The sequence below is a fragment of the Sphingomonas sp. SDUR79 genome, assembly GCF_056821745.1.
Window position 1 is genome coordinate 2,781,915 of record NZ_JBPDIN010000001.1, and the last position, 23,792, is coordinate 2,805,706.

General features: G+C 64.1%; 24 protein-coding genes. 17 read left to right on the forward strand and 7 right to left on the reverse strand.

What is annotated here, in order from left to right:
- The first annotated feature begins 12 nt into the window (after positions 1-12).
- A complete protein-coding gene (locus ACRYLO_RS13625) occupies positions 13-906 on the forward strand; it encodes a LysR family transcriptional regulator (protein WP_482660656.1) in 894 nt (297 codons plus the stop codon).
- A gap of 175 nt (positions 907-1,081) precedes the next feature.
- Here the strand turns inward: ACRYLO_RS13625 and ACRYLO_RS13630 are convergent, their stop codons facing one another.
- The 4 genes from ACRYLO_RS13630 to ACRYLO_RS13645 are packed head-to-tail and all read right to left on the reverse strand — an operon-like array spanning position 1,082 to position 7,817.
- Positions 1,082-2,233: a Wadjet anti-phage system protein JetD domain-containing protein gene (locus ACRYLO_RS13630; protein ID WP_482660657.1), complete on the reverse strand. Its 1,152-nt coding sequence runs from the start codon at positions 2,231-2,233 to the stop codon at positions 1,082-1,084.
- A complete protein-coding gene (locus ACRYLO_RS13635) occupies positions 2,230-5,670 on the reverse strand; it encodes an SbcC/MukB-like Walker B domain-containing protein (RefSeq protein WP_482660658.1) in 3,441 nt (1,146 codons plus the stop codon). The genes ACRYLO_RS13630 and ACRYLO_RS13635 overlap by 4 nt, the downstream gene beginning before the upstream one ends.
- Complete coding sequence (locus tag ACRYLO_RS13640) at positions 5,657-6,400, reverse strand: DUF4194 domain-containing protein (RefSeq protein WP_482660659.1); 744 nt, start codon at positions 6,398-6,400, stop codon at positions 5,657-5,659. The genes ACRYLO_RS13635 and ACRYLO_RS13640 overlap by 14 nt, the downstream gene beginning before the upstream one ends.
- Entirely contained in the window at positions 6,393-7,817 is a 1,425-nt protein-coding gene (locus ACRYLO_RS13645) for a Wadjet anti-phage system protein JetA family protein (protein ID WP_482660660.1), read from the reverse strand. The genes ACRYLO_RS13640 and ACRYLO_RS13645 overlap by 8 nt, the downstream gene beginning before the upstream one ends.
- A gap of 750 nt (positions 7,818-8,567) precedes the next feature.
- Here ACRYLO_RS13645 and ACRYLO_RS13650 point away from each other — a divergent pair.
- Positions 8,568-8,999, forward strand: a complete 432-nt coding sequence (locus ACRYLO_RS13650) for a DUF1810 domain-containing protein (protein ID WP_482660661.1) — start codon at positions 8,568-8,570, stop codon at positions 8,997-8,999.
- Between the two features lie 235 nt (positions 9,000-9,234).
- Positions 9,235-9,660 carry a GFA family protein gene (locus tag ACRYLO_RS13655; protein WP_482660662.1) on the forward strand — a complete coding sequence of 142 codons (426 nt, stop codon included), beginning with the start codon at positions 9,235-9,237 and terminating at the stop codon, positions 9,658-9,660.
- A gap of 42 nt (positions 9,661-9,702) precedes the next feature.
- On the opposite strand, the gene ACRYLO_RS13660 is transcribed toward ACRYLO_RS13655, so the two are convergent.
- A complete protein-coding gene (locus ACRYLO_RS13660; protein ID WP_482660663.1) occupies positions 9,703-10,452 on the reverse strand; it encodes a sulfite exporter TauE/SafE family protein in 750 nt (249 codons plus the stop codon).
- Between the two features lie 83 nt (positions 10,453-10,535).
- On the opposite strand from ACRYLO_RS13660, the gene ACRYLO_RS13665 reads away from it, so the two are divergent.
- From ACRYLO_RS13665 to ACRYLO_RS13680, 4 genes are read left to right on the forward strand one after another with little or no spacing between them, the layout of a single operon-like run.
- The gene (locus ACRYLO_RS13665) at positions 10,536-11,474 is read left to right on the forward strand and encodes a LysR family transcriptional regulator (RefSeq protein ID WP_482660664.1); all 939 of its coding nucleotides are present in this window, start codon (positions 10,536-10,538) and stop codon (positions 11,472-11,474) included.
- A 31-nt stretch (positions 11,475-11,505) separates the two neighbouring features.
- Positions 11,506-12,864 (forward strand): aminotransferase-like domain-containing protein, encoded by a 1,359-nt coding sequence (locus tag ACRYLO_RS13670; protein WP_482660665.1) that lies wholly within the window; start codon positions 11,506-11,508, stop codon positions 12,862-12,864.
- Between the two features lie 10 nt (positions 12,865-12,874).
- Positions 12,875-13,621 (forward strand): SDR family oxidoreductase, encoded by a 747-nt coding sequence (locus tag ACRYLO_RS13675; protein ID WP_482660666.1) that lies wholly within the window; start codon positions 12,875-12,877, stop codon positions 13,619-13,621.
- Positions 13,622-13,623: 2 nt separating this feature from the next.
- Entirely contained in the window at positions 13,624-14,085 is a 462-nt protein-coding gene (locus ACRYLO_RS13680; protein WP_482660667.1) for a YbaK/EbsC family protein, read from the forward strand.
- Positions 14,086-14,102: 17 nt separating this feature from the next.
- Here the strand turns inward: ACRYLO_RS13680 and ACRYLO_RS13685 are convergent, their stop codons facing one another.
- Both ACRYLO_RS13685 and ACRYLO_RS13690 read right to left on the reverse strand, forming a co-directional pair.
- Entirely contained in the window at positions 14,103-15,311 is a 1,209-nt protein-coding gene (locus tag ACRYLO_RS13685) for an MFS transporter (protein ID WP_482660668.1), read from the reverse strand.
- Positions 15,308-15,877, reverse strand: coding sequence for a hypothetical protein (locus ACRYLO_RS13690; RefSeq protein WP_482660669.1), 570 nt, complete (start codon positions 15,875-15,877; stop codon positions 15,308-15,310). Before ACRYLO_RS13690 ends, ACRYLO_RS13685 begins: the two co-directional genes overlap by 4 nt.
- A gap of 124 nt (positions 15,878-16,001) precedes the next feature.
- Here ACRYLO_RS13690 and ACRYLO_RS13695 point away from each other — a divergent pair, with 124 nt between their 5' ends.
- From ACRYLO_RS13695 to ACRYLO_RS13740, 10 genes are all read left to right on the forward strand, one after another.
- Positions 16,002-16,487 carry a cupin domain-containing protein gene (locus ACRYLO_RS13695; protein ID WP_482660670.1) on the forward strand — a complete coding sequence of 162 codons (486 nt, stop codon included), beginning with the start codon at positions 16,002-16,004 and terminating at the stop codon, positions 16,485-16,487.
- A complete protein-coding gene (locus ACRYLO_RS13700; protein WP_482660671.1) occupies positions 16,484-17,251 on the forward strand; it encodes an isocitrate lyase/PEP mutase family protein in 768 nt (255 codons plus the stop codon). Before ACRYLO_RS13695 ends, ACRYLO_RS13700 begins: the two co-directional genes overlap by 4 nt.
- Positions 17,229-18,197: an alpha/beta hydrolase family protein gene (locus ACRYLO_RS13705; RefSeq protein WP_482660672.1), complete on the forward strand. Its 969-nt coding sequence runs from the start codon at positions 17,229-17,231 to the stop codon at positions 18,195-18,197. Before ACRYLO_RS13700 ends, ACRYLO_RS13705 begins: the two co-directional genes overlap by 23 nt.
- A 110-nt stretch (positions 18,198-18,307) precedes the next feature.
- Positions 18,308-18,637, forward strand: a complete 330-nt coding sequence (locus ACRYLO_RS13710; protein WP_482660673.1) for a PaaI family thioesterase — start codon at positions 18,308-18,310, stop codon at positions 18,635-18,637.
- A gap of 51 nt (positions 18,638-18,688) precedes the next feature.
- Positions 18,689-19,303: a LysE family translocator gene (locus ACRYLO_RS13715; protein WP_482660674.1), complete on the forward strand. Its 615-nt coding sequence runs from the start codon at positions 18,689-18,691 to the stop codon at positions 19,301-19,303.
- Positions 19,304-19,312: 9 nt separating this feature from the next.
- Positions 19,313-19,948 (forward strand): glutathione S-transferase family protein, encoded by a 636-nt coding sequence (locus tag ACRYLO_RS13720; protein WP_482660675.1) that lies wholly within the window; start codon positions 19,313-19,315, stop codon positions 19,946-19,948.
- 22 nt (positions 19,949-19,970) lie between these two features.
- On the forward strand, positions 19,971-20,372 hold the full coding sequence (locus tag ACRYLO_RS13725; RefSeq protein WP_482660676.1) for a VOC family protein: 402 nt from the start codon (positions 19,971-19,973) through the stop codon (positions 20,370-20,372).
- A complete protein-coding gene (locus ACRYLO_RS13730; protein ID WP_482660677.1) occupies positions 20,369-21,004 on the forward strand; it encodes a hypothetical protein in 636 nt (211 codons plus the stop codon). Before ACRYLO_RS13725 ends, ACRYLO_RS13730 begins: the two co-directional genes overlap by 4 nt.
- Before the next feature lie 234 nt (positions 21,005-21,238).
- On the forward strand, positions 21,239-22,087 hold the full coding sequence (locus ACRYLO_RS13735) for a LysR family transcriptional regulator (RefSeq protein WP_482660678.1): 849 nt from the start codon (positions 21,239-21,241) through the stop codon (positions 22,085-22,087).
- A 228-nt stretch (positions 22,088-22,315) separates the two neighbouring features.
- Positions 22,316-23,773, forward strand: coding sequence for a hypothetical protein (locus tag ACRYLO_RS13740; RefSeq protein WP_482660679.1), 1,458 nt, complete (start codon positions 22,316-22,318; stop codon positions 23,771-23,773).
- Positions 23,774-23,792 lie beyond the last annotated feature (19 nt).

A 23,792-nucleotide genomic window follows, 5' to 3' on the forward strand; every position in this document is an offset into this window, starting at 1 on the left:
CAGGGATGATCCATGGATCGTGGACAACTCCCGCTCAGCGCGCTGCGTGCCTTCGAGGCCTCCGCGCGGCATCTCAACTTTACCCGCGCCGGGCTGGAGCTGCGGGTCAGTCAGGGGGCGGTGAGCCATCAGGTTGCACAGCTTGAGACCCGGCTCGGCACAAGGCTGTTCCACCGCCTCCCGCGCGGGTTGGCCTTGACCGATGATGGTGAAGCGCTGGTGCCCGTGCTGACGGAGAGTTTCGACCGGGTCAGCGCGGTGCTCGATCGCTATGTTTGTGGGCGCTATCGGGAGGCGCTGAACATCGGTGTGGTTGGGACCTTCGCAACCGGCTGGCTACTTGAGCGACTTGACGATTTTGCGGTGATGCACCCCAACATTGATCTGCGGATCATGACCAACAACAATCGTCCAGATCTGGCTGGCGATGCGCTCGATTTCGCGATCCGGTTTGGTGACGGAGCATGGCATGGCACGCATGCAGCCCCGATACTGCCCGCCCCACTTACCGTTTTGTGCTCACCTGTGCTGGCGGCGCGACTGACCAGCCCGGTCGACGTTGCCCAGTTCCGCTTGCTGCGGTCCTATCGCGCCGACGAATGGCCGCGCTGGTTCGAGGCGGCGGGCTGCCCCGCGCCGGTGATCCGCGGCCCGATATTCGATAGCTCGGTGCTGATGGTCGAAGCTGCGGCGAGCGGTCAGGGCATCGCGCTCGCCCCACCCGCAATGTTTACAACAGCCCTCGCCAGCACGCGACTTGTGCAGCCGTTCAAAGTCACGATCGAAACAGGGCAATACTGGCTGACCCGCCTACTATCGCGTCAACCGAGCCCGGCCATGCTGGCGTTTGAGGAATGGCTGATCGCAAGGGTCAGGGGGTACACGCGCGAGAGCGATCACCCATAGTCTCGATATAGTCGGCGAAAGCCCATCCACAGGCGCATGCCTTCAGTTCCAGCGATCCGTCAGCCCAACGGTCGAGTTGGGGCGCATTACTGAATGATGGCTATCGCCAAAGCAGTTCGACGTCTCATGGGCCGGTTGCGGACCGACAGCTTTGATCGAATAACAGTCAATTCGGTCAGCCATTGCGAACGGCCTGTGGATCGACGACCTCCTGCTCGAGCCAGTGAGCCCCGGGCTCCCTGAGGTATTCGGCGAGGTCATAGAAGGCGGAGCCTTCGGGCACTCTCGGGGCGAACTGGCCGGATTCGGGCAAAGAGCCGTTTAGACGAGCGAGATCGACATCCATCAGATGCGGCGCGACTGCGACGCCGAGCGCGGTCTCGAGGTGTCGGCCGATGCGGATTCCGCCCGGGTCGATGTCGCCCCAATGGTGGATCCCGCGTCCAGTCAAGCCGGTCAGGGAACTCAGCAAGGTAAGCACGGCGTTCGAGGGAAACCCGCCGGTGTAGATGACGAGATCAGTCGCGAGGCGGTGGGAGCGGACGTGGCGGTTGAAGCTCTCCAGGTTCTCGATCGTGAGGATGGTCCGCACCGGCGCGGTGACGCTGACGGTGGCGACCAAATCGGGCGGGACGCCGACATAAGGCCAGGCCGACGCATCCACGCCTGCGAACGACAGGGCTCCCGCCGCGAGCACCGGCTGCGGGTACTTAACCAGGCCGAGCGCCGTCAGTGCATCCTCTCGGCCGAGCAGCGGATCGACCAACCCAGCCTGTCTGAGATACACGAGCATCGACGGCAGTGCCCGCTCGAGCGCCTTGCTGTCGCCCAGCAGCCGTGCCGAGCGGGTCCTCAGTGGAACGTCCGGACCGATGTTCGTGAACGCCGCCTCGAGCGCCATGACGAGCGCCGCCGCGTCCCCGACGTCGGCCGGCGCCATCCCGGCGACACGGTCGCCAGCTCCCCACGCGAATCGGAGGTCCGATACAAGTCCACGGGCGGCAGCGGTCGCGACCTCGATGCCATCCAGCCGCGACAGGGAAGCGGCGAGGATCGTATCGGGACGCTGCCGGCCGGTGAAGTCGTAGAGCCTGTCGTGATCGACCAGCACCACCTTCTCCACCAAGTGCGGCGCGTCCCGGTCCCAAACCAGTTGCACCGCACCGACAGCCTCCGCCTCACGCAGGTTCTCCGTCACCGTGCGCAGATGTTCTGGGCCGTTGAAAGACTGGGCCGGTCGCTCGATGATCCGCCTGTCACCCTTCCGTCGCTCGTAACGTTCCAGCAGCCGCCGCAGGATGACGCCAGCGTCCGCCTCGCGCCTCATTCGGCCGCCTGCGGCGCGATGCGGTAATGCTCGACGCCGAGATTGACGGGGTTCATGGCCGCGAGCTTCTCCCGGGCGCGTTCCTTCGGATAGGTGACGGTGATGATCGGCTCCTGATTGTCCGGCCGACGGTTCACGGAGACAATCGTGTCGGCGTTTTCCAGAAACATCGCTCGCACCTTGTCGGGCGCGGCGACGAGCACCTGCAGGTGCATGTCCCCAAAGAAGTCGAGGAGCGCGCGGGTGTTGGGTGCATCGAGGTTGTTGAACGCCTCGTCGAACACGACGAGGCCGAAGCCGTCGGGTTCGCCACTCGCGGACTTCGGGTAGTAGGCGGCCGACATCGCGGCGCCGACCGCCACGTAGTATGGCGCCTGCTTCTGGCCTCCCGAGCCCGTGACTGACCGCTTACTGAGAGTCGTCTCCTGTCCCTTCTCGTTTCGCATGTGGAGGTCGAAGTCGTAGAATCGGCGATAGTCTCGCAAGTCCTTAATCAGCTCCTCGTCCGACAGTCGCCGCTCGAGATCGCGAAACCCCGCCTCGACCTTCGGGTCGACCGTCTCGTCCTCCAAGAGCGAGAGGCCCCGCCGCGGCGCATCCGCGACGGCCTCCGCCAACGCGTGGATCGGCTTTAGCGCGTCGTTGACACGGTAGCGGAAGGTATAGGTCTGCCCGGTGAATGTGCGGCCGGCGAGACTGCGGTTTAGCCGCTCGATCTGCGCCTTGGCTTTCTGGAACTTGTCGGAGAGGCGATTGATCAGGCCCTCGGTGAGGTCGGCCTCCATCTGCTTGCGGGCGTTCGCGAACTGCTCGCGGAACTGCCTTAGCTCATCCTCCTCGAGCTGCCGTGCACGGATGATGCACCAGTTGAGGATCGTGATGTCGTCGGGATCGGTGAGCGGCGCCAGACCAACGTGCTCAGTCACGAACGCCTGGTAACCACTACGCCCGCGGCGAACGCTGTCCTCCGCTAGCTTCGGCATGGGTTCCGCGTCCCGCCGTGCCTGCAGAGCGAGGTCGGCGAGTATGCCGGCCGGATCCTTGCCGGCGGGAACGAGGTCGGCCGAGACGGCGACGCGCGACCGCGCCATATCAAGCGTATCCTCCTCGGGTAGCATCTGCCGGAGTCGGGCTATTGGATCTGCAGCTTCTCTCTCCACCGCCGCGACCTCGTCGGCCGCTGCCCGCTCCGCCTGCTGCTCGGCAACCTTGAGCTTGACCTGCAAGTCGACGTCCGCGTCGCGGAGCCTCTCGATCTCGGGGTCGATCTCGTCGCGTATCTCATCTCTGTAACGACGGATGTCTTCGGAGTAGCCCGCGATTTCTTCGCCCAGGCGTTTGGTCTCCGGCGAGGACAAGGATGCCCGCGCCTGCTCGGCACCACGCAACCTGGCCCTCGCGTCGATGAGCCGGCCTAGCGCCTGCGCAAGTTCGTCCGCCGGCGCATCGCCCATGTCGGCGAACACCGCGCGCGCGGCGTTCAACGCATCACGGCCCCCACGCGTCCTGCGGTGCGTCGCCGAGAGCTGCTCGAACTCCTGCCGGGCCGCCTCCAGCGCACGCCTCTGCGCCGTTTTTCCGAGGATCGGGACTATGTCCCGGTACACCCGCATGGACATGCCAGCGGTCATCTTGCCGCGACGCGTCACGGCCCGCTCGAACCGTTCGAGGTCGGCATCGGTCTCAGCCATCGAGAAGCCGCCGACCTGTCGCTCGATGAACACACGCGCATCGTCGTCGATGGTCGATATCACGCTCGCAATCGAATCGGCCGAAGTCCTCGACTGCCACCGCGCGGTCTTCCTCACGTCGACGAGCCGACACCCGTCGAGGTTCCGACGGTTTTCGTAGAGGAGGGAAAAAGCGTCGGGAAGCCGCGCGGGAGGAACGAGCAGCGCTTCGCGGTTGGCACCGAGGAGCATCTCCAGCGCCATCGCCCAGCTAGGATCCGACACCTCGACCAGATCGGGCAACGGACGTGCCTCGATGCCCTCGGCGGCGAGCATCTGGCGGAACCTGTCCACCTGCGACGAGAGCATCTGCCCGGTGGCCTCGCCGCGCAATCCGGCCTCGAGCTCGTCGAGCCGCCTACGCTCCTCAACGATCTGGCGGTCGAGCGCGTCGATCTGCCGCTCGAAGTGCGCGTCGGCCTCGACGATCCGGTGGATTCGACGCTCGAGCGCCGCCAGTTCGTCATCGGTCGCCGCCAACGCATCCTGCGACTTGCCGCGCGCGAGGGCGATTAGCTCACCGACTGCCTTGGCCGCGTCGGACAGGTGGGTCGGTATCCTCTCGGAATGCTCCGATAGCGGAGCGAGCTTGGCGAGCAGCGCGATGCGCCTCGCTGCGGATCCCGAGGCCTCGGTCGCGGAGGCCTTCGCCCCCTCGATCTCGGATTCCAGCCCGCGCATCTGAGAAGCGATGGGTGAATCTGCCTGAAGAGTACGCGCGCGCAGGATGTTCTCCTCGAGCTCGGCGATGGACTGGAGGTGGCTCGCCCTGGCGCGCTCCTCGCGCGTCAGGAGTTCCGCCGCCCCCCGGCGGCCGTCCTCGATCCTTGCGATCTCGATGACGAGCCGGCGGCATTCGGCGTGGGCTGACGTGAACATCAGCACGTTGTGGCGGACCTGATACTGCGCCCAGACCCGCATCCGGCGAAGCGCCTCCGATATCTGCTCGAGCTGCTCCTCCCGCCTCCTCACCTCCGCCTCGAGGAACCGGTAGCGCTCGATCGAGCCCTTCAGCGCCTCAACGTCGATGAACTCCTCCTCCAGAATGTGGCGGCGAACGAAGTCGGTCGGGTCGTCGATCGGCTTGAAGGCGATCGATTCCTTGAAGTTACGCAACACCTGCGCACTATGCGGCGCCGAACCCCGCGGCCTCATGGCATGGAGGTAGTCGTCAACGTAGGAGATGCTGCTCTGGTGCTGACGGACCGACGGGCAGGCGGCCTTCAGACGCTCGATCAGCCGGCTGGCGCGGGGGATCACCCATCTGCCCGGCTCGCTGACCTCGACGAAGTCTTCTATGCTGATCGCGTAGTCGCGAGCGACGAAACGAGAACGCAGCTCTGCATGCGGCTCGGAACGGTCGGCGCTGAAGATCAGCCCGATCGAGATGGGCTTACCCGACACCTTGTCACGGAAGGACATTGCAATCAGCGAGTCCGCCACCGGGAACTTCGGCCCCTCGGGGTCGATGTAGTCGTCGGCGCCAAGGCAATAGTCGCGGATTGAGCGCGAGTTGCGGCCGCCCGTGGACTTGTTGAGGTCGTAGTAGCGGCTGTTCGATCCGGTCACGATCAGCTGGATAGCGTCGACGATCGTGCTCTTGCCCGCACCTGTCGGCCCCAGGATCGCAGTCATCTCGCGGATAGGGATATCCTGGGGCGCCAACCTCCCCCAGTTGCACAGCACGAGGCGCTCAAGCTGATGCATCGTCGTCACCCTCCAACACCGCCTGGTCTGACGGGACAAAGTCCTCGTCAAAGAAGGCTACGTCGTCGCCTGGATCGGGGGCGATCTCGGGAATGCCGCCGTCACGGACGGTCGCTATAGCAAGGATTCCGCCCTCTGGCAGACCGCCGCGACCCTCGAGCCATTGGACCAATGCCTCGATATAGACGTCCGGGACGAGAACGGTGATGCCCGGCATGATGGTCACGACGATCAGCTGCTCAGCCGCATCGCGCTCGCCGATCCGGACGAGCCCCTTGCGGTGGAACATCTTCAGGATCTCGTTGAGGCGAGGCATGGGCGGGGGCTCGTCCCCCGCAGCGCGCAAGCGGTCGTGGACGTCGTCGGTGGTGATCTCGACGCGACCATACTCGTCCAGCGAACTCACGCCCTCCGCGTAGAGGAGGCGCAGGGCGAGGAGTACCGTCGTCTCGTCCTTCTTCAGGCGTGCCAGCTGCGTGCCGTAGACCACCCCGCTCGACTGGAGCACGATCATGTTCGTGACCGGGTAGTGCGTAACTCGGTAACCGAACGCTCCCAGGATCGGCTGGACGTTCACCAGATGACGGGAGATGATCCTGTAGGCTTGGACGTGCGGCCAGTCTTCATAGAGGCACTGATGGAACAGCAGCGCCTGCAGCGCGGACTGCAGGCCCTCCTCGTCGACCTTGCCCGAATCGAGGATGAGTCCAACCTCGCGAAGCTCAGCCATTCGCCTTCTCCCTGCGGCGCAGCACGAAGTCGCGCCGCTCCACCCAGCCGTTATCCACGAAACCCTCCGTCGGAACGAGCTCGTATCGGTCCGAAAGCGTGCCCAGACCCGCCTCGTGGAGACGCTCGAAGAGCAGGAACTGCTCGACGTTGGCGACTGCAAACTCATCCGCCCGAGCCTCCTCGGCATCCTGCAGGGTTGCCTCGACGTAACTGGCCAGCCGTTCGGGCGTTATCGCAACCCGCGCCTCGAAATCGTCGATCGCGGCCATGTACGCGAGCAGCGCCGGATCGGGAATCTCGAGCTCGAATTCGCGCTCGGGTGCCTCCGTCCTGCGTCGCGGCGGCACGTAGAACTGCGTCGGCGAGATCGGAAGCGTCTCGAGCTGGAGGCGGGTCCGCACCTCAACATCGCCCCCATCGCCCAGTCCCGAATCGCGCATCAGCTCCAGGGCCAGCAGAATGCGGTCAGTGCTGACGGTCGCCATGCGGTCGCTGAAGCGAACCACATTGGTCATGCGGCGCTCGATGCGGAACGTCGTGGTCTCGATGTCATGCACGTGGTCGTCTATCCCGCCGAACACTCGGATGATCTCCCGGATATCCGCGATGACCGGCTCATGCGCGGCGCCCGCATCGGCCGCGATTCCACCGGCTACCCAGCCGCGGGCGATCTCGCCAATCGCGCGGTCATCGGCCAGCAGCGTCTCGCCGATCTCGAGTATCTTGCCTCTGAAACGGTATGGACTCTCGCGCGCATGCAGGTTGCGGTAGTCTTGGACCACGAGCGCCTCGATGAAGTCGGTCACGAAACTCCTCACCAGCGCCGCCGCGGTCGGCTGCGCCATGATCAGCGCCTCGACGCGGCGCATGGTCCCCGCGACGGTCCGCAGGTGGTTCATGAACCCGCGCGCCGACAACGCGGCCTCCCGGACGTTGAGCGCCTTGTCGCCCGGTTCGGCCTCTACGGACTGCAGCAGGGTCAGCACCTGCAGGACGGCCCCGCCATATGAGCGCACCCTGCCCTTCTGGATGTCGAGGAGGGTGTGGAGTACCAGCCGCGCGGCGGGGTCGAAGTCGACGACGCGGCGGTACCGGTCGCGATACTCGACGAGCCAGCCCGTATCCACGAGCCGGTTGTAGGCGGCAACGTAGGACTGACCTACCGCAGGCATGCTGCCCTGGTCGGAAGTGAGCGCGTCGACAACCTCCGACCGCCCCCAGCGATCGATGAACTCCGCGACGGAGTCAAACACCCGCTTTCGGGTCGCGATCTCGCCGGCCTGTCCGAACGGGTCGTCGGCCAGATGTGTCAGCAGCTCGGCGTAAAAGTGGCGGGCGCTCCCGAAGAAGACCCGGAACAGGCCAGATGGCACTGACCCGAATAACGGGCGGTCGTCCCCCTGCAACGAATCCATCAACATCCCCCGATCGCACCGAACTTTCCCGTTTATTCCTTATTTTGCAACGGGTGCGACACGCTGAACCGGCGCGGGAGGTCGCTACCGAGGCCGTGTCCGACTGCTGCGCGGATCGCGGGCGCTCCAGGCCCGGCATCTCGCCCGACGCCTCGGCTGCCGCGTTCCGACCGTGGAGCCGGTGCGGGCGCCGCAACGTCGGCCGGAATCCCGGCGCCGCGGCGCGTCGTGGGAGATATAAGCGTCAAAAAATCACAGTCCATTCTGGAGGTTTCGGCCATGCGGCGTTCGACGGCAGGAGACCGGTCGCGCAATGTGTAGGTCACGCACAACCAAGGGGTGAGATTCCGGCGGATATGGCCGAAAGCAGCCTGAACGGGTTGCGGTCGAAGGCCGCCACGATCTGGCCACTCAAGCTCGCTTGCACACCTTTCGACCGCGCACCGTCAGTTTTTTGTTACGGTCCGCTTTCGGGGCTGAAGGCATGCCATCCGAACGACCGACTTTAGGGCGCATAGGAGACGAGTTCATCATGAACGCGCGGGGTGACAGTAGCTGTCACCACTTCCCGTTTTTGGGCTATACGATGCCTGCAGCTGCTGGCGGCATCGAGATACGCGAGACGCCGAACCTGCCGGCCCGTCCCCAGTTGCGTTACCATCTCGGTCGGTGACGCATCGCTTTCTGAAGCGGCAGCGGCGAATGAAGCGAACGGATTGAGATGGTGCGGAAGAAGTGTGGCTTCCCTAAATGTCGGCGATGAACGACCCTTATAACCTCTCGAGATTCGTGCTCGCCCAGAAAGAGACGTACGAAACTGCTCTTGGCGAGATCCGCCGTGGAGCGAAGCGCACCCACTGGATGTGGTTCGTCTTCCCGCAGCTCTCAGGGCTCGGACACAGCGGGATGGCACAGCGCTATGCGATTGGGTCACTTGACGAGGCGGGGGCCTATCTCGCACATCCCTTGCTCGGCCCAAGGTACCGGGAAAGTGTGGGGGCGTTGCAGGACCTTGCCGGAAGGAGCGCCGAGCAGGTTTTTGGCGCGACTGACGCGATGAAGCTGCGTTCTTCACTAACGCTTTTCTCCCGGACCGGCGACGAGCGTCTCATCGGCGCGGCGCTCGAGCGCTGGTTCGGCGAGGCCGACCAAGCGACGCTACGGCTTCTCTATCCGAACTGATCACACCGTCGATTGCTTCCACAGGAGCGATATGATGAGCATCGTAGCGGCGGGGCTGGGCGTCACCACAGGCTTGTAGAACCGCTCCAGGAGCCTCTCATGTACTATTTCTATGATTCGAAGCGCCGAGATCCGGGCGACGACCCATCCAGTCATCAACGATCAATCGGAAACTGTCGAACCCAATTGCCTCGGCGCAGTGGCTCGACGACATGACGTACCGAGGTTACTTCCCGTGACGATCAGCGAACCAGAGGAAACCATCCATATGGGGACGCCAATCACCGGCGGATGTCTCTGCCGTGCCTGCACCTACCGGACGGATGCAGAGCCCATCAACGTGCGTGTTTGCCATTGCCGGGCGTGCCAGAAGGCGACAGGCGGACCGCTCTACGCGCGGGTACTTGTGCCACAGGCGGGTCTCGATATCGTCGGCCCGGTTGTCTGGTACAATTCTTCCGATGATGTTCGGCGGGGCTTCTGTCCGAGCTGCGGTTCGACCTTCTTTTCCGAGCGCTCTAGTCTCGAAACAGTCGGACTGACCATGGGAACCCTCGACGATCCAAGCAGATTTCAGCCGACCGAGCACATCTGGACTTCCGCGATGCAGGGCTGGGTGAAGCTGGATGACGGTTTACCTCGGTACCCGCAGGGAGTGTAATATGGCCGACTTACCGCAACAATCCGGCGAGTGGGGTCGCTGTTAGCTGTAGTACTTCACAAAAAACGCGGCAGTGATCGCCGCGGATAGCGCCAAGGTCCACGCACGCGCAGTGCCAGCATCCAGTCTGCGACCGACCACAGCGCCCACCACGCCCCCCACAACCGCCGCCACTCCAAGTATTATCGCCGCATTCCACGCCACGACGCCGGCGAGCGCGAAGCAGAGGACTGCGATGGTGTTCGAAGCCGTGACCATCAGTGTGCGGGGCGCATTGAGGGTGTTGAGGGCGGCTCCCCCCAGCAGCCCCCAAGTCGCCAGCATCATCAGTCCGACAGCGCCGCCGAAGTAGCCACCATAGGCTCCCAGAAAGAACTGAATGACGAGGACGCCGCCAAGCGGCACTTCGAGCCTGGACCGCAGCTCGACACCGATCCGCCTCCCAAATGCCAAGGCTAGAGTCGCGACGAGCAGGAGCCAGGGCAGTACGCGGTCGAAGACGGAGACCGGAGTCCAGAGGAGGAGCAAGGCGCCGGCGAGGCCGCCGACGAGCGTCACCACCAACATCGAGCGAACGGGAACGCCGCATACCTGGGTAAGGCCATCCCGGTAGACCCACGCACTGGCGGCTCCGCCGGGATAGAGAGCCACGGTACTGGTTGCATTCGCCGCGACCGAAGGCACGCCCGTCGCTATCAGAGCCGGTAGCGTGACGAAGGAGCCGCCTCCGGCCAGCGCGTTCATCGCACCCGCAATAAAGCCAGCACCTAGCAAAATGAGCATATCGTCCATGCCCCAGTCCTGCTGCCAATGGTCCGGCGGCACAATTCGGATTAGACGATCCCTGCCTTCGTCTCATACGTAGGATGAATAGTATGCGCTTCGATCTAACGGACCTGCGCCTGTTTGTTGCCATCAACGAAGCTGGCAGCATCTCCGGTGGCGCCGAGAAAGCCAACCTTGCCCTCGCGTCGGCAAGTGCCCGCGTCAGCGGAATGGAACTGGCACTCGGTGTCCCGCTGCTCGAACGTGGCCGCAGGGGAATCAAGCCGACACCGGCGGGACGAACGTTGCTTCAGCACGCCCGAGTGGTCGGAGCGCATGTTGAACGGATGCGCGGTGACATGCGCGCCTTCTCCACCGGACTGCGCGGGGAGATTCGGCTACTCTCCAACACGGCCGCGCTGGTCGAGCTTCTCCCGGCGGCACTCCGGAAATTCCTGGCGGCGAACCCGGGTGTGGACGTGGACCTAGAGGAGCGCACGAGCGACGAAATCATGGTGGCGATAGCCACCGGCAGCGCCGAGGTGGGCGTGGTCGCCGACAACGCGGAGCGGTCCGACGTGCAGACGCTGCCCATCGCGCGGGACCGGCTCGTCGCGCTGATACCAGCCGCACACGCGCTAGCGGACCGAGGTAGCGTGGCCTTCGAGGACCTGCTCGACGAACCCTTCGTGGGACTTCGCGAAGGTGCCCTCCAAAGCCATCTCAGCGGACACGCCGCCCGGCTGGGGCGCCGGATCAACTACCGCGTGCGCCTTGGCAGCTTCGACGCGATCGCCCGCATCGTGGGGGCCGGTGCCGGCGTCGCTGTGCTGCCTCTCACTGCGGCGAGCCGGTCGCAAACGGACGGGGTCGCCCTCGTGCCGCTGACTAACGACTGGACTCAACGCCGGCTGCTCGTCTGCGCGAGGAAGTTCGACAGCCTGAGCCTGCACGCACGCCGCCTCGTCGACGAGATCATCGAGGCGGCCGACCCGGCGCTCGCCGGAATCACGAGGACCGCGCCTATGTCCGAACGACGAGAGACGTGATACAATCGCAGAAATTGTCACGCGAGCTAACTTGTCCAAGAATCCAGACACCCCGCTGATCCTCCCAGATATCGCCGGTGGCCTCCACGAGCGCCTCGCGCTTGCCGTCGAGGGACTGATAACCGACGGGCGTCTTCGGCCGGGCGACCGGCTGCCGACCCACCGCGAACTCGCCAAGCAGGCAGGCGTCGCCATCGGCACGGTCACCAAGGCCATCGAAATCTTAAGCGACCGGGGCATCGTGCGCGGAGAGGTCGGCCGCGGCACCTTCATCAGCGAATCCCTTGCAGGAAGGAGCGAGGACGGCGTCATTGACCTGACGATCAACGGGCCGCCGCCCGTCATCGAGGAGGGCATATTCCTCGAAGCGTGCGCTCGCGCGGCTCGCGCGTCGGCATCGATGCCGAACGGTGGCTATGTGGATCTCCGAGGCACGATCACGCAGCGGGCCACGCTCGCCGGATGGCTCGCGCGTACGCGCATGACAGTGTCTCCCGAAGACCTGCTGGTCTGCGTCGGGGCCCAGCACGCGATCCATCTCGCCTTAGCCGATCTGAAGCGCGTCTCAGGGTCGATCGCCTCGGAGGGCGCCACCTTCTCCGGCACGATCGTCGCAGCGGCCAACCTAGAAATGGGAATGCTCCCAGTCGACCACGACGAGGAGGGAATGCTGCCAGATCAGCTTGACGCGGTCTTGGAGCGCAGTGGCTGCCGCATCGTCTACACGACACCCGTGTGCCAGAACCCGTTGGGCTTCGAGACGGGTGAGCAGCGTCGAAGGGACATCCTCGCAGTGTGCCAGAGGCGCGATGCCTTCATCGTCGAGGACGACATCTACTCCCTCTACTCCGCCAAGAACGCGCCCACCTACAAGGAGCTCGACCCGGATCGCGTGTACTATCTGACGAGCCTGTCCAAGTGCCTGACGCCACTCATGCGGGTCGGCATGCTGATCCCACCCCAGAGCCGCCGCTCCACGATCAGCCGAGCGATGCGGGCGGGTGTCTGGGGCGCGCCTCCGTTCGCGATCGAGCTCGGGTGCGCCATGGTCGAAATGGGCACGGATGTATCCGTCGGACGCATCCTGCGCAGCGAGGCTAAATCTCGCGTCGACCTCTCCAAGGCGATCCTGGGACTGGATTCGCTTCCGATGCCTGGGGGCGCCCCGCATTTCTGGCTGCCGATGTCGGCCGTCGAGGCGGAGAAACTCGCGCGGCGAGCGAGCGAGCGCGGCGTTCGCCTGACGCCGCCCGACGCGACCTCGATCGGTGGCGAGATGTCGGGCGGGGTGCGGCTCTGCGTGATGGCCCCACCACGCCGGGACGACTTGAGCCGTGCGCTCCAGATAGTGGCGGAATTGGTGGATAGCCCTGAGGAGACAGTGGTCTGAGGAGGAAAACATGAAAGAGGCCGAGGTGCTGCTCGTAACGGGGGGAAGCCGAGGGATCGGCGCCGAGATCGTGAGGGCCGGCGCACGGCAGGGATACTCCGTCGGGTTCAGCTACGCCCAGGACGCCGATGCAGCGAACGCACTCGTGGAAGAAATCGCCAGGGCGGGCGGCGAAGCTGCGGCAATCAGAGGCGACGTGGCCGAGCCGCAAACTGCGGCCAAGCTGTTCGACGCTGTGACCGAGCGCTTCAGTACGGTCACGGCCCTCGTCAACAACGCCGGCATCACCGGTCCGATCGGCTCGTTCGCCGATGCGTCTGCCGAGACCCTCCGCCGGACGACGGAGGTCAACGTCCTCGGTACAATGTGGATGGCGCAGGAGGCCGTCCGGAGATGGTCAGCCGGTTCCATTCGCGGCCGGATGGTGAACATCTCCTCCATCGCGGCGACGCTTGGTGCGCCGGGCGAGTATGTTCACTACGCTGCGACAAAAGCCGCGGTCGACGCACTTACCATCGGGCTGGGTAAAGAGGTCGCGCCCCTCGGCATTCGAGTAAACGCGGTCGCACCTGGGACGGCATATACCGACATCCATGCCGCTGCCGGTGAGCCGGAGCGGCCGGCGCGAGTGGTGTCGCGAGTGCCGATGGCGCGTATCGGCGAGCCCGAGGAAATCGCCGCAGCCGTCCTCTGGCTGCTTTCGGCGGAGGCGTCCTACGTGACCGCCACGGTGCTCCGCGTATCGGGCGGCCTCTGAGCATGAGCATCGCAACCGTTCGCCAGTTCCTGCTGGCGTCCGCTCCGGACATCGACGTCATCGAACTGGAGGAAAGCACCGCAACCGTGGTGGAGGCTGCAGCTGCACACGGCGTTGAGCCCGGGCAGATCGCCAAGACGCTGTGCGTCCGGTCTGAGTCGGACGTCCTGCTTGTCGTCACGAGAGGCGATGCCCGGCTGGACAATGCCAAGTTCAAGGCGCGGTTCGGGGTGAAGCCCGCGATGCTTGCGCTCGACCAGGTCGAAGCCGTCACAGGGCATCCGGTCGGCGGCGTCAGCCCCTTTGGTCTCAAGCCAGGGCTCCAGGTCTATTGCGACCTGTCACTGCGCGCCTTCAAGGTCGTCATCCCGGCCGCCGGATCGCGGAACAGCTCAGTCCAGCTGAGCCCTGATCGTCTGGCGGAGTTGGCCCGGGCCGAGTGGGTGGACGTCTCAAAGCTCTGAGCTGCCTGCGGGCCCGCTCAAGGTCGTCTGGCAGAAGGTCGGCCGAGCGATGCGGCACTGAGCATCGCCAGAAGGCCGCCGATGCCGAGAATCGAGAAAGCCCAGCCCCAGTTTGCGGGTGGCACACCTGCCGGATTGGTCAGATCGAGCACCCAGCCCACGGCGATAGGGGAGATCGCCCCGGCCCCGAAACCCAGGATTGACCGGAGCGCGAGCATGCGGCCCAGATGGCCCGGAGCAACGGCTTGCGTCATCGCGGTCGATAGGACGCCGGAATCTCCCAACGTCGCGAAACCGTACAGCGCGGCCACTACCAGGACCACCGTTGGGGCCAGGCCTGCAGTCCACCCAAAGGAGAAAGACAGCAAAGCCCCCGAAGCAGCCATCGCAATCAACACCGGACGCGCGCCCCAGCGGTCAGACGCGGCGCCGCCGATCAGAGTCGCGGCTGCGCCGGAGAGATGCAGGACGGCTGCAATAACCACGCCCAGGAGGACGGGCGCGATGCCGGCCTGCCCCGCAAGGGAAAGGGTGAGGAATGCCGGAGCCCAGGCCCACATGCCCAGCAACTCCCAGCAGTGGGCGGTGTAGCCCGACGTCAGTAGAACGGAATCTCTGCCCAGAAGAGTTTGTCTCAGTCCGGGTCCATCAGAAGCGGGCATTGTCCGCGGAGCTTCCGCGACGCCAATTACGGCGAACGATCCCGCCATCGCCGATGCGACCGGAACCGCCGAGAGCAGCAGCCAGGTCGCCTCGTAGCCGACATAGCCGATCAGGCCCGAGCAAGCCGCCACAGCGAAGAAGTAGCCGAGCGAAGAACCCGTGAGAACCCACCCGACCGCCCGCCCGCGTGTCGTCGTCGGCGTTCTCTCGGCAACCAGCATCAGGGCGGGCGTGTAGGATCCTCCCAAGGCAAGCGCCAGAATCACGAACAGTGGCAAGCCGGTCTCGAATGAGCGCGCTCCCAGCGCGCACGCAAAGAACGAGGCCGCGGCGAGCCAGTTCGCGACGACAAAGACCCTGCGAGGACCCACCCTGTCCGATAACCACGAGCAGGCCAGCAGCGAGATCGCGTAGGCGAGATTGAAAGCCGACTGCACCGCGCCCGCTGTCGCGGCGTTCATCTGCCAGCTTGCCATAAGAAATGGCAGGCTGCCCGCATAGACCATGTTCGCCGTGCTAGAGCCAAAGCGGCTTGCTACGAGAAGCGGCAGGAAGGAGCTCACCTGCGCCTCTGACGCGCCGGAGGTTGAACGACGCCGGGCACAGCTAGCGCCGCCACAATCTTGAGCAGGTAGGCGGCTGCGAACCAGTCAACTCCCGGGGGCGACGCGAGGCCGTGCAGTGCCGCCAGAGCTATCGAGCAATAGGCAAGGGCGAAGCCGCGCTTGAGCGACAGCTCGACCGCATGCACCATAACGACACCCACCACTGCCGCCATCCAGATTGCCGTCGCCCCGATCCAGGACGACGACGGCAGCGCCATGGCGAGTAGAAACGGGTGCACGTGCAACGCAGCGACGAGCAACGGTCGTAAGGGCTGACCGACCGGGTGATTCTTCCGTGTCGCGGCCGGAAGTGCGCTGGCTGCCGCACCGCCGATCAGGTCAAAGGCGAGAAACAGCACGACAGCCCACTGCCACCATTGCCAAGACTGGCCGGACAGTCGCCCCAGGCTCACGGCCACCGCCATCCCGATCAGCGCCATCGTAAGCGTCAACCGACGCTCCTCTGCCGTCGCGTCGTAAGCATGGCCGGCGACCAAGTCGCGCAGCCCAGTCCCATTCGTCATCTTCGCACCTCCGCACCGCTGCTCCGGCAAACGGCAGATTGTATTAGTGAGTAATGTTCATTCGATACAATCAGGTGTCGACAGGGGCGTCAATGTTCATTATCGCCTCACTTCAGGAGGCTTTATGAGACAGATCGTCGCTCTGGTGGCTTCGAAGGCGGCCGCGCGAACCACGCCGTCGAATTACCCTGAACCCTTCGCGTCGCGGATGCGCGGACGGACGAAGCGCCCCCTTGGCGACCCGTTCAGGATCACGAATTTCGGAGTGAATCTCACCACCCTCGACCCCGGGGCGTTCTCAGCGCTCCACCATGCCCACAGCCAGCAGGACGAGTTCGTCTACGTTCTGGAGGGAGAGATCACGCTTGTCGTCGGCGATAGGGAGACGACGTTATGCGCCGGTATGTGCGCGGGCTTCCCGGCTGGCGATGCTGCGCACCACTTGCACAACCGCTCGGAGCACCGCGCCACCTATCTCGAGGTCGGTGACCGCTCTTCCGAGGACGAAGTCGCGTATCCGTCCGATGATCTGGTCGCCGTTCGGAAGGACGGTGGATGGCGCTTCAATCACAAGGATGGCCGCCCCTACCCAGTGGGCGAGGACGGATGAGCGCTCTGGGAGATAAGGCGGCGCGTTTCCGCGAACTGCATCGACCGGGATGTCCGCTGATCATGCCGAACGCCTGGTCATCCGGCTCGGCCATGGCGCTTGCGGAAGCCGGGTTCCTGGCAATCGGTACCACCAGTGCGGGGCTGGCTGTCGATCTCGGGCTGATGGACGGAGAGGTCGGTCGCGCCGCGACGCTGGCAAACGCAGGAGCCGTGGCCGCGGCGGTCGACGTGCCTGTATCGGCAGATCTTGAGAATGGGTTCAGCGACCTGCCGGACGGTTGTGCCGAAACGGTCCGAAAAGCGATGGCTCTCGGGCTCGCCGGCGCGTCGATTGAGGACGCGACAGGTCGGATCGAGGATCCAATCTACACCTTCGAGCTCGCAGTCGTCCGAGTGCGCGCCGCAGTGGCTGCTGCGCGGACCGGGAGTTTCGTCGTGACGGCCCGGTGCGAGAACTTTCTCAATGGACGCCCCGACCTCGAGGACACGATCCACAGACTCCAAGCCTTCGAAGAGGCAGGAGCCGACGTTCTCTTCGCGCCGGGTCTCCCGGACATCGAGGCCATCCGCATCGTATGCGCCAGCGTCAATGCCCCCGTCAGCGTTCTGGTCGCCCCAGGCCACCCGAGGATGACAGCCGCCGCCGTGGCCGCCGCGGGAGCGAGTCGGATCAGCATGGGCAGCGCGCTGGCCAGGGTAGCCGCACGCGCCATGGTTTCCTTGGCCTTGGAGCTGCGCGATGGCGCCCGCGAGACCGTCTGAAGCTGCAACGTCCAGCGCGCCCAGCGCAGCGCAGCAAATCAGCTGCAGCGACGGGGTGCAGCTTGGCGCCGACGTCTGGCGTGCCGATGGGAGAGCCAAGGCGGTAGTAATCGTCAACCCAGCGACAGGTGTGCGGGCGAAATACTACCACCGGTACGCCGCATTCCTCACAGCCCACGGCTTCGATGTCGTCACATATGATTACCGGGGCATCGGTTCATCGCGGCCGGCTTCACTGCGTCGATGTGGGCATCGCTGGTTCGAATGGGGGACACGCGACTTCCCTGCCGTCGTGGAATTTGCGTCCTCACTCAATCCCGAAACGCAAATTCTGGTCGTGGGCCATAGCATCGGTGGCTTTCTCCCGGGACTCTCTGAGAACATCGATCGGATCCGGGGGATGGTGACCGTTGGCGCGCAATATGCGTACTGGCGCGACTACGCAGCTGCGGCGCGGCTTTGGCTTCTGCTGAAGTGGCATGTGGCGATGCCCGCAATCACGGTGGCGCTCGGTTACTTCCCAGGGAAGCGCTTAGGGTGGCTCGAGGACCTTCCGGCCGGCGTCGCACTTGAGTGGGCGTTTCGGGGCAGGCGAATGGAAGACAGTCTCCCCGTCTCGGAGCGTGCGGCCGCGGTTGGGCGTTTCGCTGCCTTCAGTGGCGACATCGTCGCCGTGGCCGTCAGCGACGATCAGCTAGGGACCGAGCCCGCAGTCTGGCGGGGACTGGGCTATTACCCGAATGCGCGCAAAAGGCTCGTCCAAATCAAGCCCACCGATCTCGGCTTCGAGCGCCTCGGTCATTTCGACCTTTTCCATTCAAGGCATCGGGATGGGTTCTGGCGACTGACCCTGAACTGGCTTGACGCGCTGATCACGCCGCCCAGCCTGCTCGATCCGCCAGTTAAAGACGTTCAGTCAGTCACCCAGCAGGAACACGCCTCATGAGCAGTCGACAACCATCTCCCGGGTTCGAGGCGCGAGTGCGTGACGGGTTCGCGCGCCAACCCTTCATGCGCTTCATTGGTGCTCAGCTCATCTCAATATCACCCGGAAAGGTGGAACTGTTGCTCGAAAGACGGCCCGAACTCACGCAGCAGATGGGCTTCTTCCATGGCGGTGTGGTTGCCACGATGGCCGACGTCGCGGGGGGGTTCGCAGCCCTGACCCTCTTCGAACCCACAAGCGAGATCCTCACGGTCGAGTTCAAGGTGAACCTCCTCGCACCCGCACTCGGCGACAGGATCACCGCTACGGGCGAGGTTTTCAAGTCCGGGCGAACGCTCACCGTATGCGGCATGAAGGTGCACAGCCACCAAGGGGATACGGCCACGCTCTGCGCCGTCGCGCAACAAACCCTTATGCAGATCGCGAGGTCGTCGGAATGAGTCGCGACGCCGCCCGGCACGAAGATCGCCGTACAGACGCCACCTCCATCCGTGCTCCAGCCCGACATGGAAGCTAGTCTCGCCGCATCCCTGCTGATGTTTTCGTTCGCGATGTCCATCACGCCTGGCCCGAACAACCTGACGATGGCGACGTCGGGGCTGATTCATGGCTTTCGTCGCACGACACCGGCACTCTTGGGGACGGTATTAGGATTCGTCGGTCTGATGGCGCTTAGCGGTCTTGGGATCGGCGCGCTGGTGGCAGGCAGCAGCCAGATCCAGCTTGGACTCCAGCTGGTCGGCACCGCCTATCTGCTCTTTCTTTCGTTCCGGCTCTGGCAGTCCAGCGAACTGAAGGAGGGCGATGGTCGGCCGCCCCTTCGGGCCTGGCACGGAGCAGTTCTTCAGTTCGTCAATCCGAAAGCCTGGATGATGGCGGTCACCGCGGTGGCCGTTTTCGTCGTCCCGGCGACGAACTTTCTTCACCGGCTAATTGTCGTGACCTTGGTCCTGATCGCGGTGTCCGTCCCATGCATGGTTGTCTGGACGGCATGCGGTGCGGGAATGAGGACGGCCCTACGCGAGCCACGGCACATGCGGCGCTTCAGCCGGGCTATGGCAGCCACCACTGCGGCCTCCGCCGTTCTTATCCTCTTCGCTTCGTAGGGAGTTCCCATGATCAGCGTCTACGGTGACAGCAACTCGGGCAACTGCCTCAAGGTCAGATGGCTTCTCGACTATCTCGGTGAGCCATACGAATGGATCGAGGTCGATGTCGCGGGCGGCAGCGCGCGCTCCGAGGAATTCCGCCGCATCAACCCGGCGGCGCAGGTCCCGGCGGTGGTCCTCGCCGACGGTCGCACGCTCGCCCAGTCGAACGCCATCGTCCTTTATCTGGCGGCGGGGACAAGCCTTGTGCCCGAGGACCCGTTTGCCCGGGCCAAGATGCTGGAATGGATGTTCTGGGAACAGTACTCCCACGAGCCCACAATAGCCGTGCGCCGATACCACAAGGTCTACCTTCGTAAGACCGACAGCGAGATAGACGCCACCCTGCTCCCGAAGGGCCACGCGGCGCTGGAGAGGCTGGAGCGCCAACTTAGCGGCACCGAATATTTGGTCGGCGATAACATGACGACTGCAGACATCTGCCTCTTCCCCTACACGATGCTGGCGCCGCAGGGCGGGTTCGACCTTGCAGACTATCCCGGCACGCGGTCCTGGCTCGCGCGCATAGCCAGTGAGCTGGGGGTCATGCCCAACGCCCCGTTCCAGAACGCTGCAACGGCCGCGGCAGCGAATGCCACCTGAAGTGAGACATGGAGGAACCAGCGTGGATTTTCCGACTTCTGCATCGGCCACCATCGTGACTGCAGCCCTCGGGCCGACGAGGGCCTTCTACGAGCGGCACTTCGGTGCGACGACCATCTTCGATTGCGGCTGGTACGTTCAGCTCAATCTTGGCGGAGGCGTCGAGCTCTGCCTCATGGAGCCCCAGCATGGCGCACAGCCGTACAGCGCAGGGCTCTGCATCAATCTCCGTTTCGATGACGCCGATGCGGTACATGACCGCGTCGTCGCCCAAGGCCTCGAACCTGTCATGCCGCTAGAGGACCATCCTTGGGGCGACAGGGGTTTCGGAGTCACGGACCCCGCTGGCGCACTGGTCTATTGCTATCACCCGATCCCGCCAGCGTCGGATTTCGCGCAGTATTTTACGGGGCGTCCCGCATGAGTGGGTCGGCTACCGAGCGTCCACCCGCAGCCGTTCAGGATGCCACGATCGACTGGTCGTATGAGGGCAAGCCGGACCTGTCGGCTGGTACCGGCGCGACCGCGATCGAACGTGCGATCCCGTGGCTCGGAGGCGGCCTTCTGGCATCGTGGCTGGCCTATGACGTTTGGGGATCGGGAAGCCAATGGACGGTGGTGCAATGGCTCGTCGGCCTATTCATCGCGTTGGACGTTGGAGGCGGCGTCGTCGCGAATGCGCTGAACTCGTGCAAGCGGTTCTACCACACCCCAGTGAAAGCCAATGAACGCGGTTTCACCGCCATCGCGAAGAATCACTATGCCTTCGCGGCATTCCACGTCCACACCGTGGTCGTCGCTGTATGCTGGGCTCCAAGCCAGCTATGGCTCGGTGCTGCCTGGTACGTTGGGCTTTTAGCCTCCGCTGTCATTGTGCTGGTGACACCACTCTACCTGCGGCGGCCCGTCGCAACGCTGTTCGTGGCGAGTGCCATCGTTCTGGCGTCGACCCTCGCGCCGATTGTCGCACACTTCGCGTGGCTGGTGCCGCTGTTGTTTCTCAAGATCGTCCTGGGTCACGCGGTCCGCGAGGAACCCTATCGACCAATATGCTAAGGAGGGCAGATCGGCAGCACGTCGAAAAGTCACAGAGGTTCTTGAGTGCTCGTACCATCCACTATCACCGGGAAAGGGGACGACCTGTATCGTCGGCTGCGCGCCACGTGCCAGACGGTCCAATTCGAGGAATAGGCCGGAGGTTGCGAGATCGACTTATCTAGGTGGCGCCGGGCGCGTTGACGATGCTACGAACCGTAAGCGGCTGCCATCCAGAACGCCCTCGGAAAACACGTGACAGACAAGTTCGACGATCTCCGAAATTATGTCGCCGTCGTCGAAAACGGTGGAATCAACGCAGCTGCGGCAGCGCTCGGGATCGCTAAATCGGCCGTCAGCCGCCGGCTGGGCGAGCTTGAGGCGCGACTGGGCGTCACGCTGATCGAGCGGACGACGCGACGCTTCGAGTTGACCGCCGTTGGACGAGACTACCATCAACGTGCGAGTGCCATCCTCCGGGACCTCGAGAACCTTGATAAATCAATTGCGAATCGCGAGGGCTTGCCGACCATCCGCGTCGAATGCGCGACCCGGACATTGGCAACGCTTGTCGCTCCAGTGCTCGCGTCCTTCCAGTTGTCCAACGAGGGTCTGGTAATAGATCTCTGGATCAAAGGAGCTCCTTCCAGGGACGATGCTGACATTGCCCTTGAGATCGGAACGCCCGCCGCAACGGCTAGTGGTGTGCATGTCGTGGCAAGCCTCGAGCGGGTAATCTGTGCGGCGCCGTCCTACCTGGACAATCGGGGACGGCCCGCCACGCTATCCGATCTCCGCGCTCACTCGGGCATCGCCGTGCCGAGCGATCCTGATGACTGGCGTCTTTCGACCGAAGCGGCACAAGGTCCTACAATTGTGTTCTCCGCCCCGGACGCCCAAACAGCAGCGCTGGTGGCAATTGCCGGGTGCGGTCTCGTGCAGATTCCCGAGCTCGTCGCCCGGGATTCCGTCGCCCAAGGGCAGCTGGACATTCTCCTGCCGGATAAGAACCCTGCCCCGTCGACCGTTCTCGCGACATACGCGCCAGACGCGTCGGTCACCATCAGACGGCTCGTGGACCACCTCGCGACTACGTTGTCGTAAGGCATCTGAGCCCTGCCTGGGCTGATAGGGAAGCGTGCGACCGACTGCGTCGAGACGCAAGCATCATGGCCATTAGAAAGATGCGTTTCGCACAGACCGCCAGTCCTGTTCTCACTCCCCAACGGGCGTACCGAAACCCTAGACTTACAAAATATCGGCGAAAACGCAGGCGCCAGTCTTTCGGTAACCCAGCGGAATAGGCTGTCTAATTAGCAGATCTTCTGGGGCTTGATCGGTGTCGATCAAGACAGGAGAAAAAAAGTGAAGCATTGGACACCAGAAGCAGCGAACTCGGCGGAGCTCGTGCTCGACCTGAACGAGCGCCGATTGGCTCGCCGATGCGAGGACATTCTCGCAGCGGCGAAAATGCCGAACCACACGCCGGCGGCAGACGCCGTTTACAGTGCTTTGATTGCGGACATGAAGGCGGCAGGCGTGCCGACGATTGCCCTCAATGAACTGACGCGCGATCAGCTCATCAACGTCTTCTGCGAGATTGTCTGGGAGATCGACAAGAGCTCCGGCCAGCACTTTGCACTGCCATTCGGGACCGAGGCCTATTCCAGGACACCGGGCACGCTGACGATCGGCGTCCAGGACTTCGTCCTCGATGCAGGCCGTCCCGGCCTGCATCCCATCGAAACCGTGTCGATGGCTGCGCACGGTCCCAACCTTGAGCGGCTTACGGCATCCATTCTTCGCAAGACCAAGAAGCTCGCGTGTCGCAGACTTGGAGGCCCCCTCCCAGTGCACATCGTTGAATCGGACTCGCGGCACCTGGTGCAGTTCTCCCCGCTTCCCGAAGCGGGCGGCGTCGTCTTGCAGCGCGATACTTGGGATTCGGGCGCGGACCGCTTCTGCGCAGCGCTGCCGTGGCAGATCGAGCAAATGGCCAAGTCCATTGTGGAGGACATGCGGGTCCTGTGGAACCGTCGAGCAGAAATCGGGAAGCGAGTCGAGGAAGTCCGCAAAGCGGCCGAAGCAGGCATTAGCGCCGAACCGGGGCTGGCCGAGCGCGCGAGCGTGAAGGCGATCACACTCGATCTTCACCTGCAACGCGAACATCCAGTCTTTCTTTACATCGAGTACGAGGCGCTCGACGCGGCGCTCCGCCCGGGAACCGTCCTTGACTTCTTTCCAGCTGGGGATGTCGTCCGGGGTGACCTTATTCCACCGCCGCGTGACCTCGTCGAACGAGCAGATGTGGCGGAACGCTTGGCAGCAGCGGGTGCTCAGGGATGGATCGACGAGATTGCGTACGGCGTGGTGAGCGCGGCGCCTGAGGGTGCGGCTGCCGTGCTTGCTCGCCTGTCCAACAGCTATGAAACGATGGTGATCCTGCCGACGACGTCAGGCCCCATGTTCGCCACGCTTTTCTGGCGGGACGGCGTGATCAAGGCCGAAGTCACGCTTCAAGGCAAACTCGACTGGTTCAACGGCCACCTGGAACTCCGTAACGTCAAGCTCCCCGAGACGATCATCGAGACCTTGCCAGGACGATCGCTGTCATCGCTGGTGAACTTGCCATTGGCTTCGACCGCGACAATCGGCGCCGTTGATTCCGTGACAGGCAACACACTGCGCCTTCGCGTCGATCCGGTCGAGTTGTTGGTCAACTGTGACACCGGCAGAGTCTGGAGCGATCCGCAGTTCGACCGCCTCATCTGGTTCGGCAAAGTCGATTGATCAGCGCCGTCGGCGGGCC

Excerpts from the sequence above, each read along its gene's own strand:
- ACRYLO_RS13640 (WP_482660659.1), bottom strand. The coding sequence starts at position 6,400 with ATGGCTGAGCTTCGCGAGGTTGGACTCATCCTCGATTCGGGCAAGGTC.
- ACRYLO_RS13705 (WP_482660672.1), top strand. The coding sequence starts at position 17,229 with ATGGCGCCCGCGAGACCGTCTGAAGCTGCAACGTCCAGCGCGCCCAGC.
- ACRYLO_RS13680 (WP_482660667.1), top strand. The coding sequence starts at position 13,624 with ATGAGCATCGCAACCGTTCGCCAGTTCCTGCTGGCGTCCGCTCCGGAC.
- ACRYLO_RS13675 (WP_482660666.1), top strand. The coding sequence starts at position 12,875 with ATGAAAGAGGCCGAGGTGCTGCTCGTAACGGGGGGAAGCCGAGGGATC.
- ACRYLO_RS13660 (WP_482660663.1), bottom strand. The coding sequence starts at position 10,452 with ATGGACGATATGCTCATTTTGCTAGGTGCTGGCTTTATTGCGGGTGCG.
- ACRYLO_RS13630 (WP_482660657.1), bottom strand. The coding sequence starts at position 2,233 with ATGAGGCGCGAGGCGGACGCTGGCGTCATCCTGCGGCGGCTGCTGGAA.
- ACRYLO_RS13650 (WP_482660661.1), top strand. The coding sequence starts at position 8,568 with ATGTCGGCGATGAACGACCCTTATAACCTCTCGAGATTCGTGCTCGCC.
- ACRYLO_RS13730 (WP_482660677.1), top strand. The coding sequence starts at position 20,369 with ATGAGTGGGTCGGCTACCGAGCGTCCACCCGCAGCCGTTCAGGATGCC.
- ACRYLO_RS13690 (WP_482660669.1), bottom strand. The coding sequence starts at position 15,877 with ATGACGAATGGGACTGGGCTGCGCGACTTGGTCGCCGGCCATGCTTAC.
- ACRYLO_RS13625 (WP_482660656.1), top strand. The coding sequence starts at position 13 with ATGGATCGTGGACAACTCCCGCTCAGCGCGCTGCGTGCCTTCGAGGCC.
- ACRYLO_RS13700 (WP_482660671.1), top strand. The coding sequence starts at position 16,484 with ATGAGCGCTCTGGGAGATAAGGCGGCGCGTTTCCGCGAACTGCATCGA.
- ACRYLO_RS13635 (WP_482660658.1), bottom strand. The coding sequence starts at position 5,670 with ATGCATCAGCTTGAGCGCCTCGTGCTGTGCAACTGGGGGAGGTTGGCG.
- ACRYLO_RS13645 (WP_482660660.1), bottom strand. The coding sequence starts at position 7,817 with ATGGATTCGTTGCAGGGGGACGACCGCCCGTTATTCGGGTCAGTGCCA.
- ACRYLO_RS13665 (WP_482660664.1), top strand. The coding sequence starts at position 10,536 with ATGCGCTTCGATCTAACGGACCTGCGCCTGTTTGTTGCCATCAACGAA.
- ACRYLO_RS13695 (WP_482660670.1), top strand. The coding sequence starts at position 16,002 with ATGAGACAGATCGTCGCTCTGGTGGCTTCGAAGGCGGCCGCGCGAACC.
- ACRYLO_RS13720 (WP_482660675.1), top strand. The coding sequence starts at position 19,313 with ATGATCAGCGTCTACGGTGACAGCAACTCGGGCAACTGCCTCAAGGTC.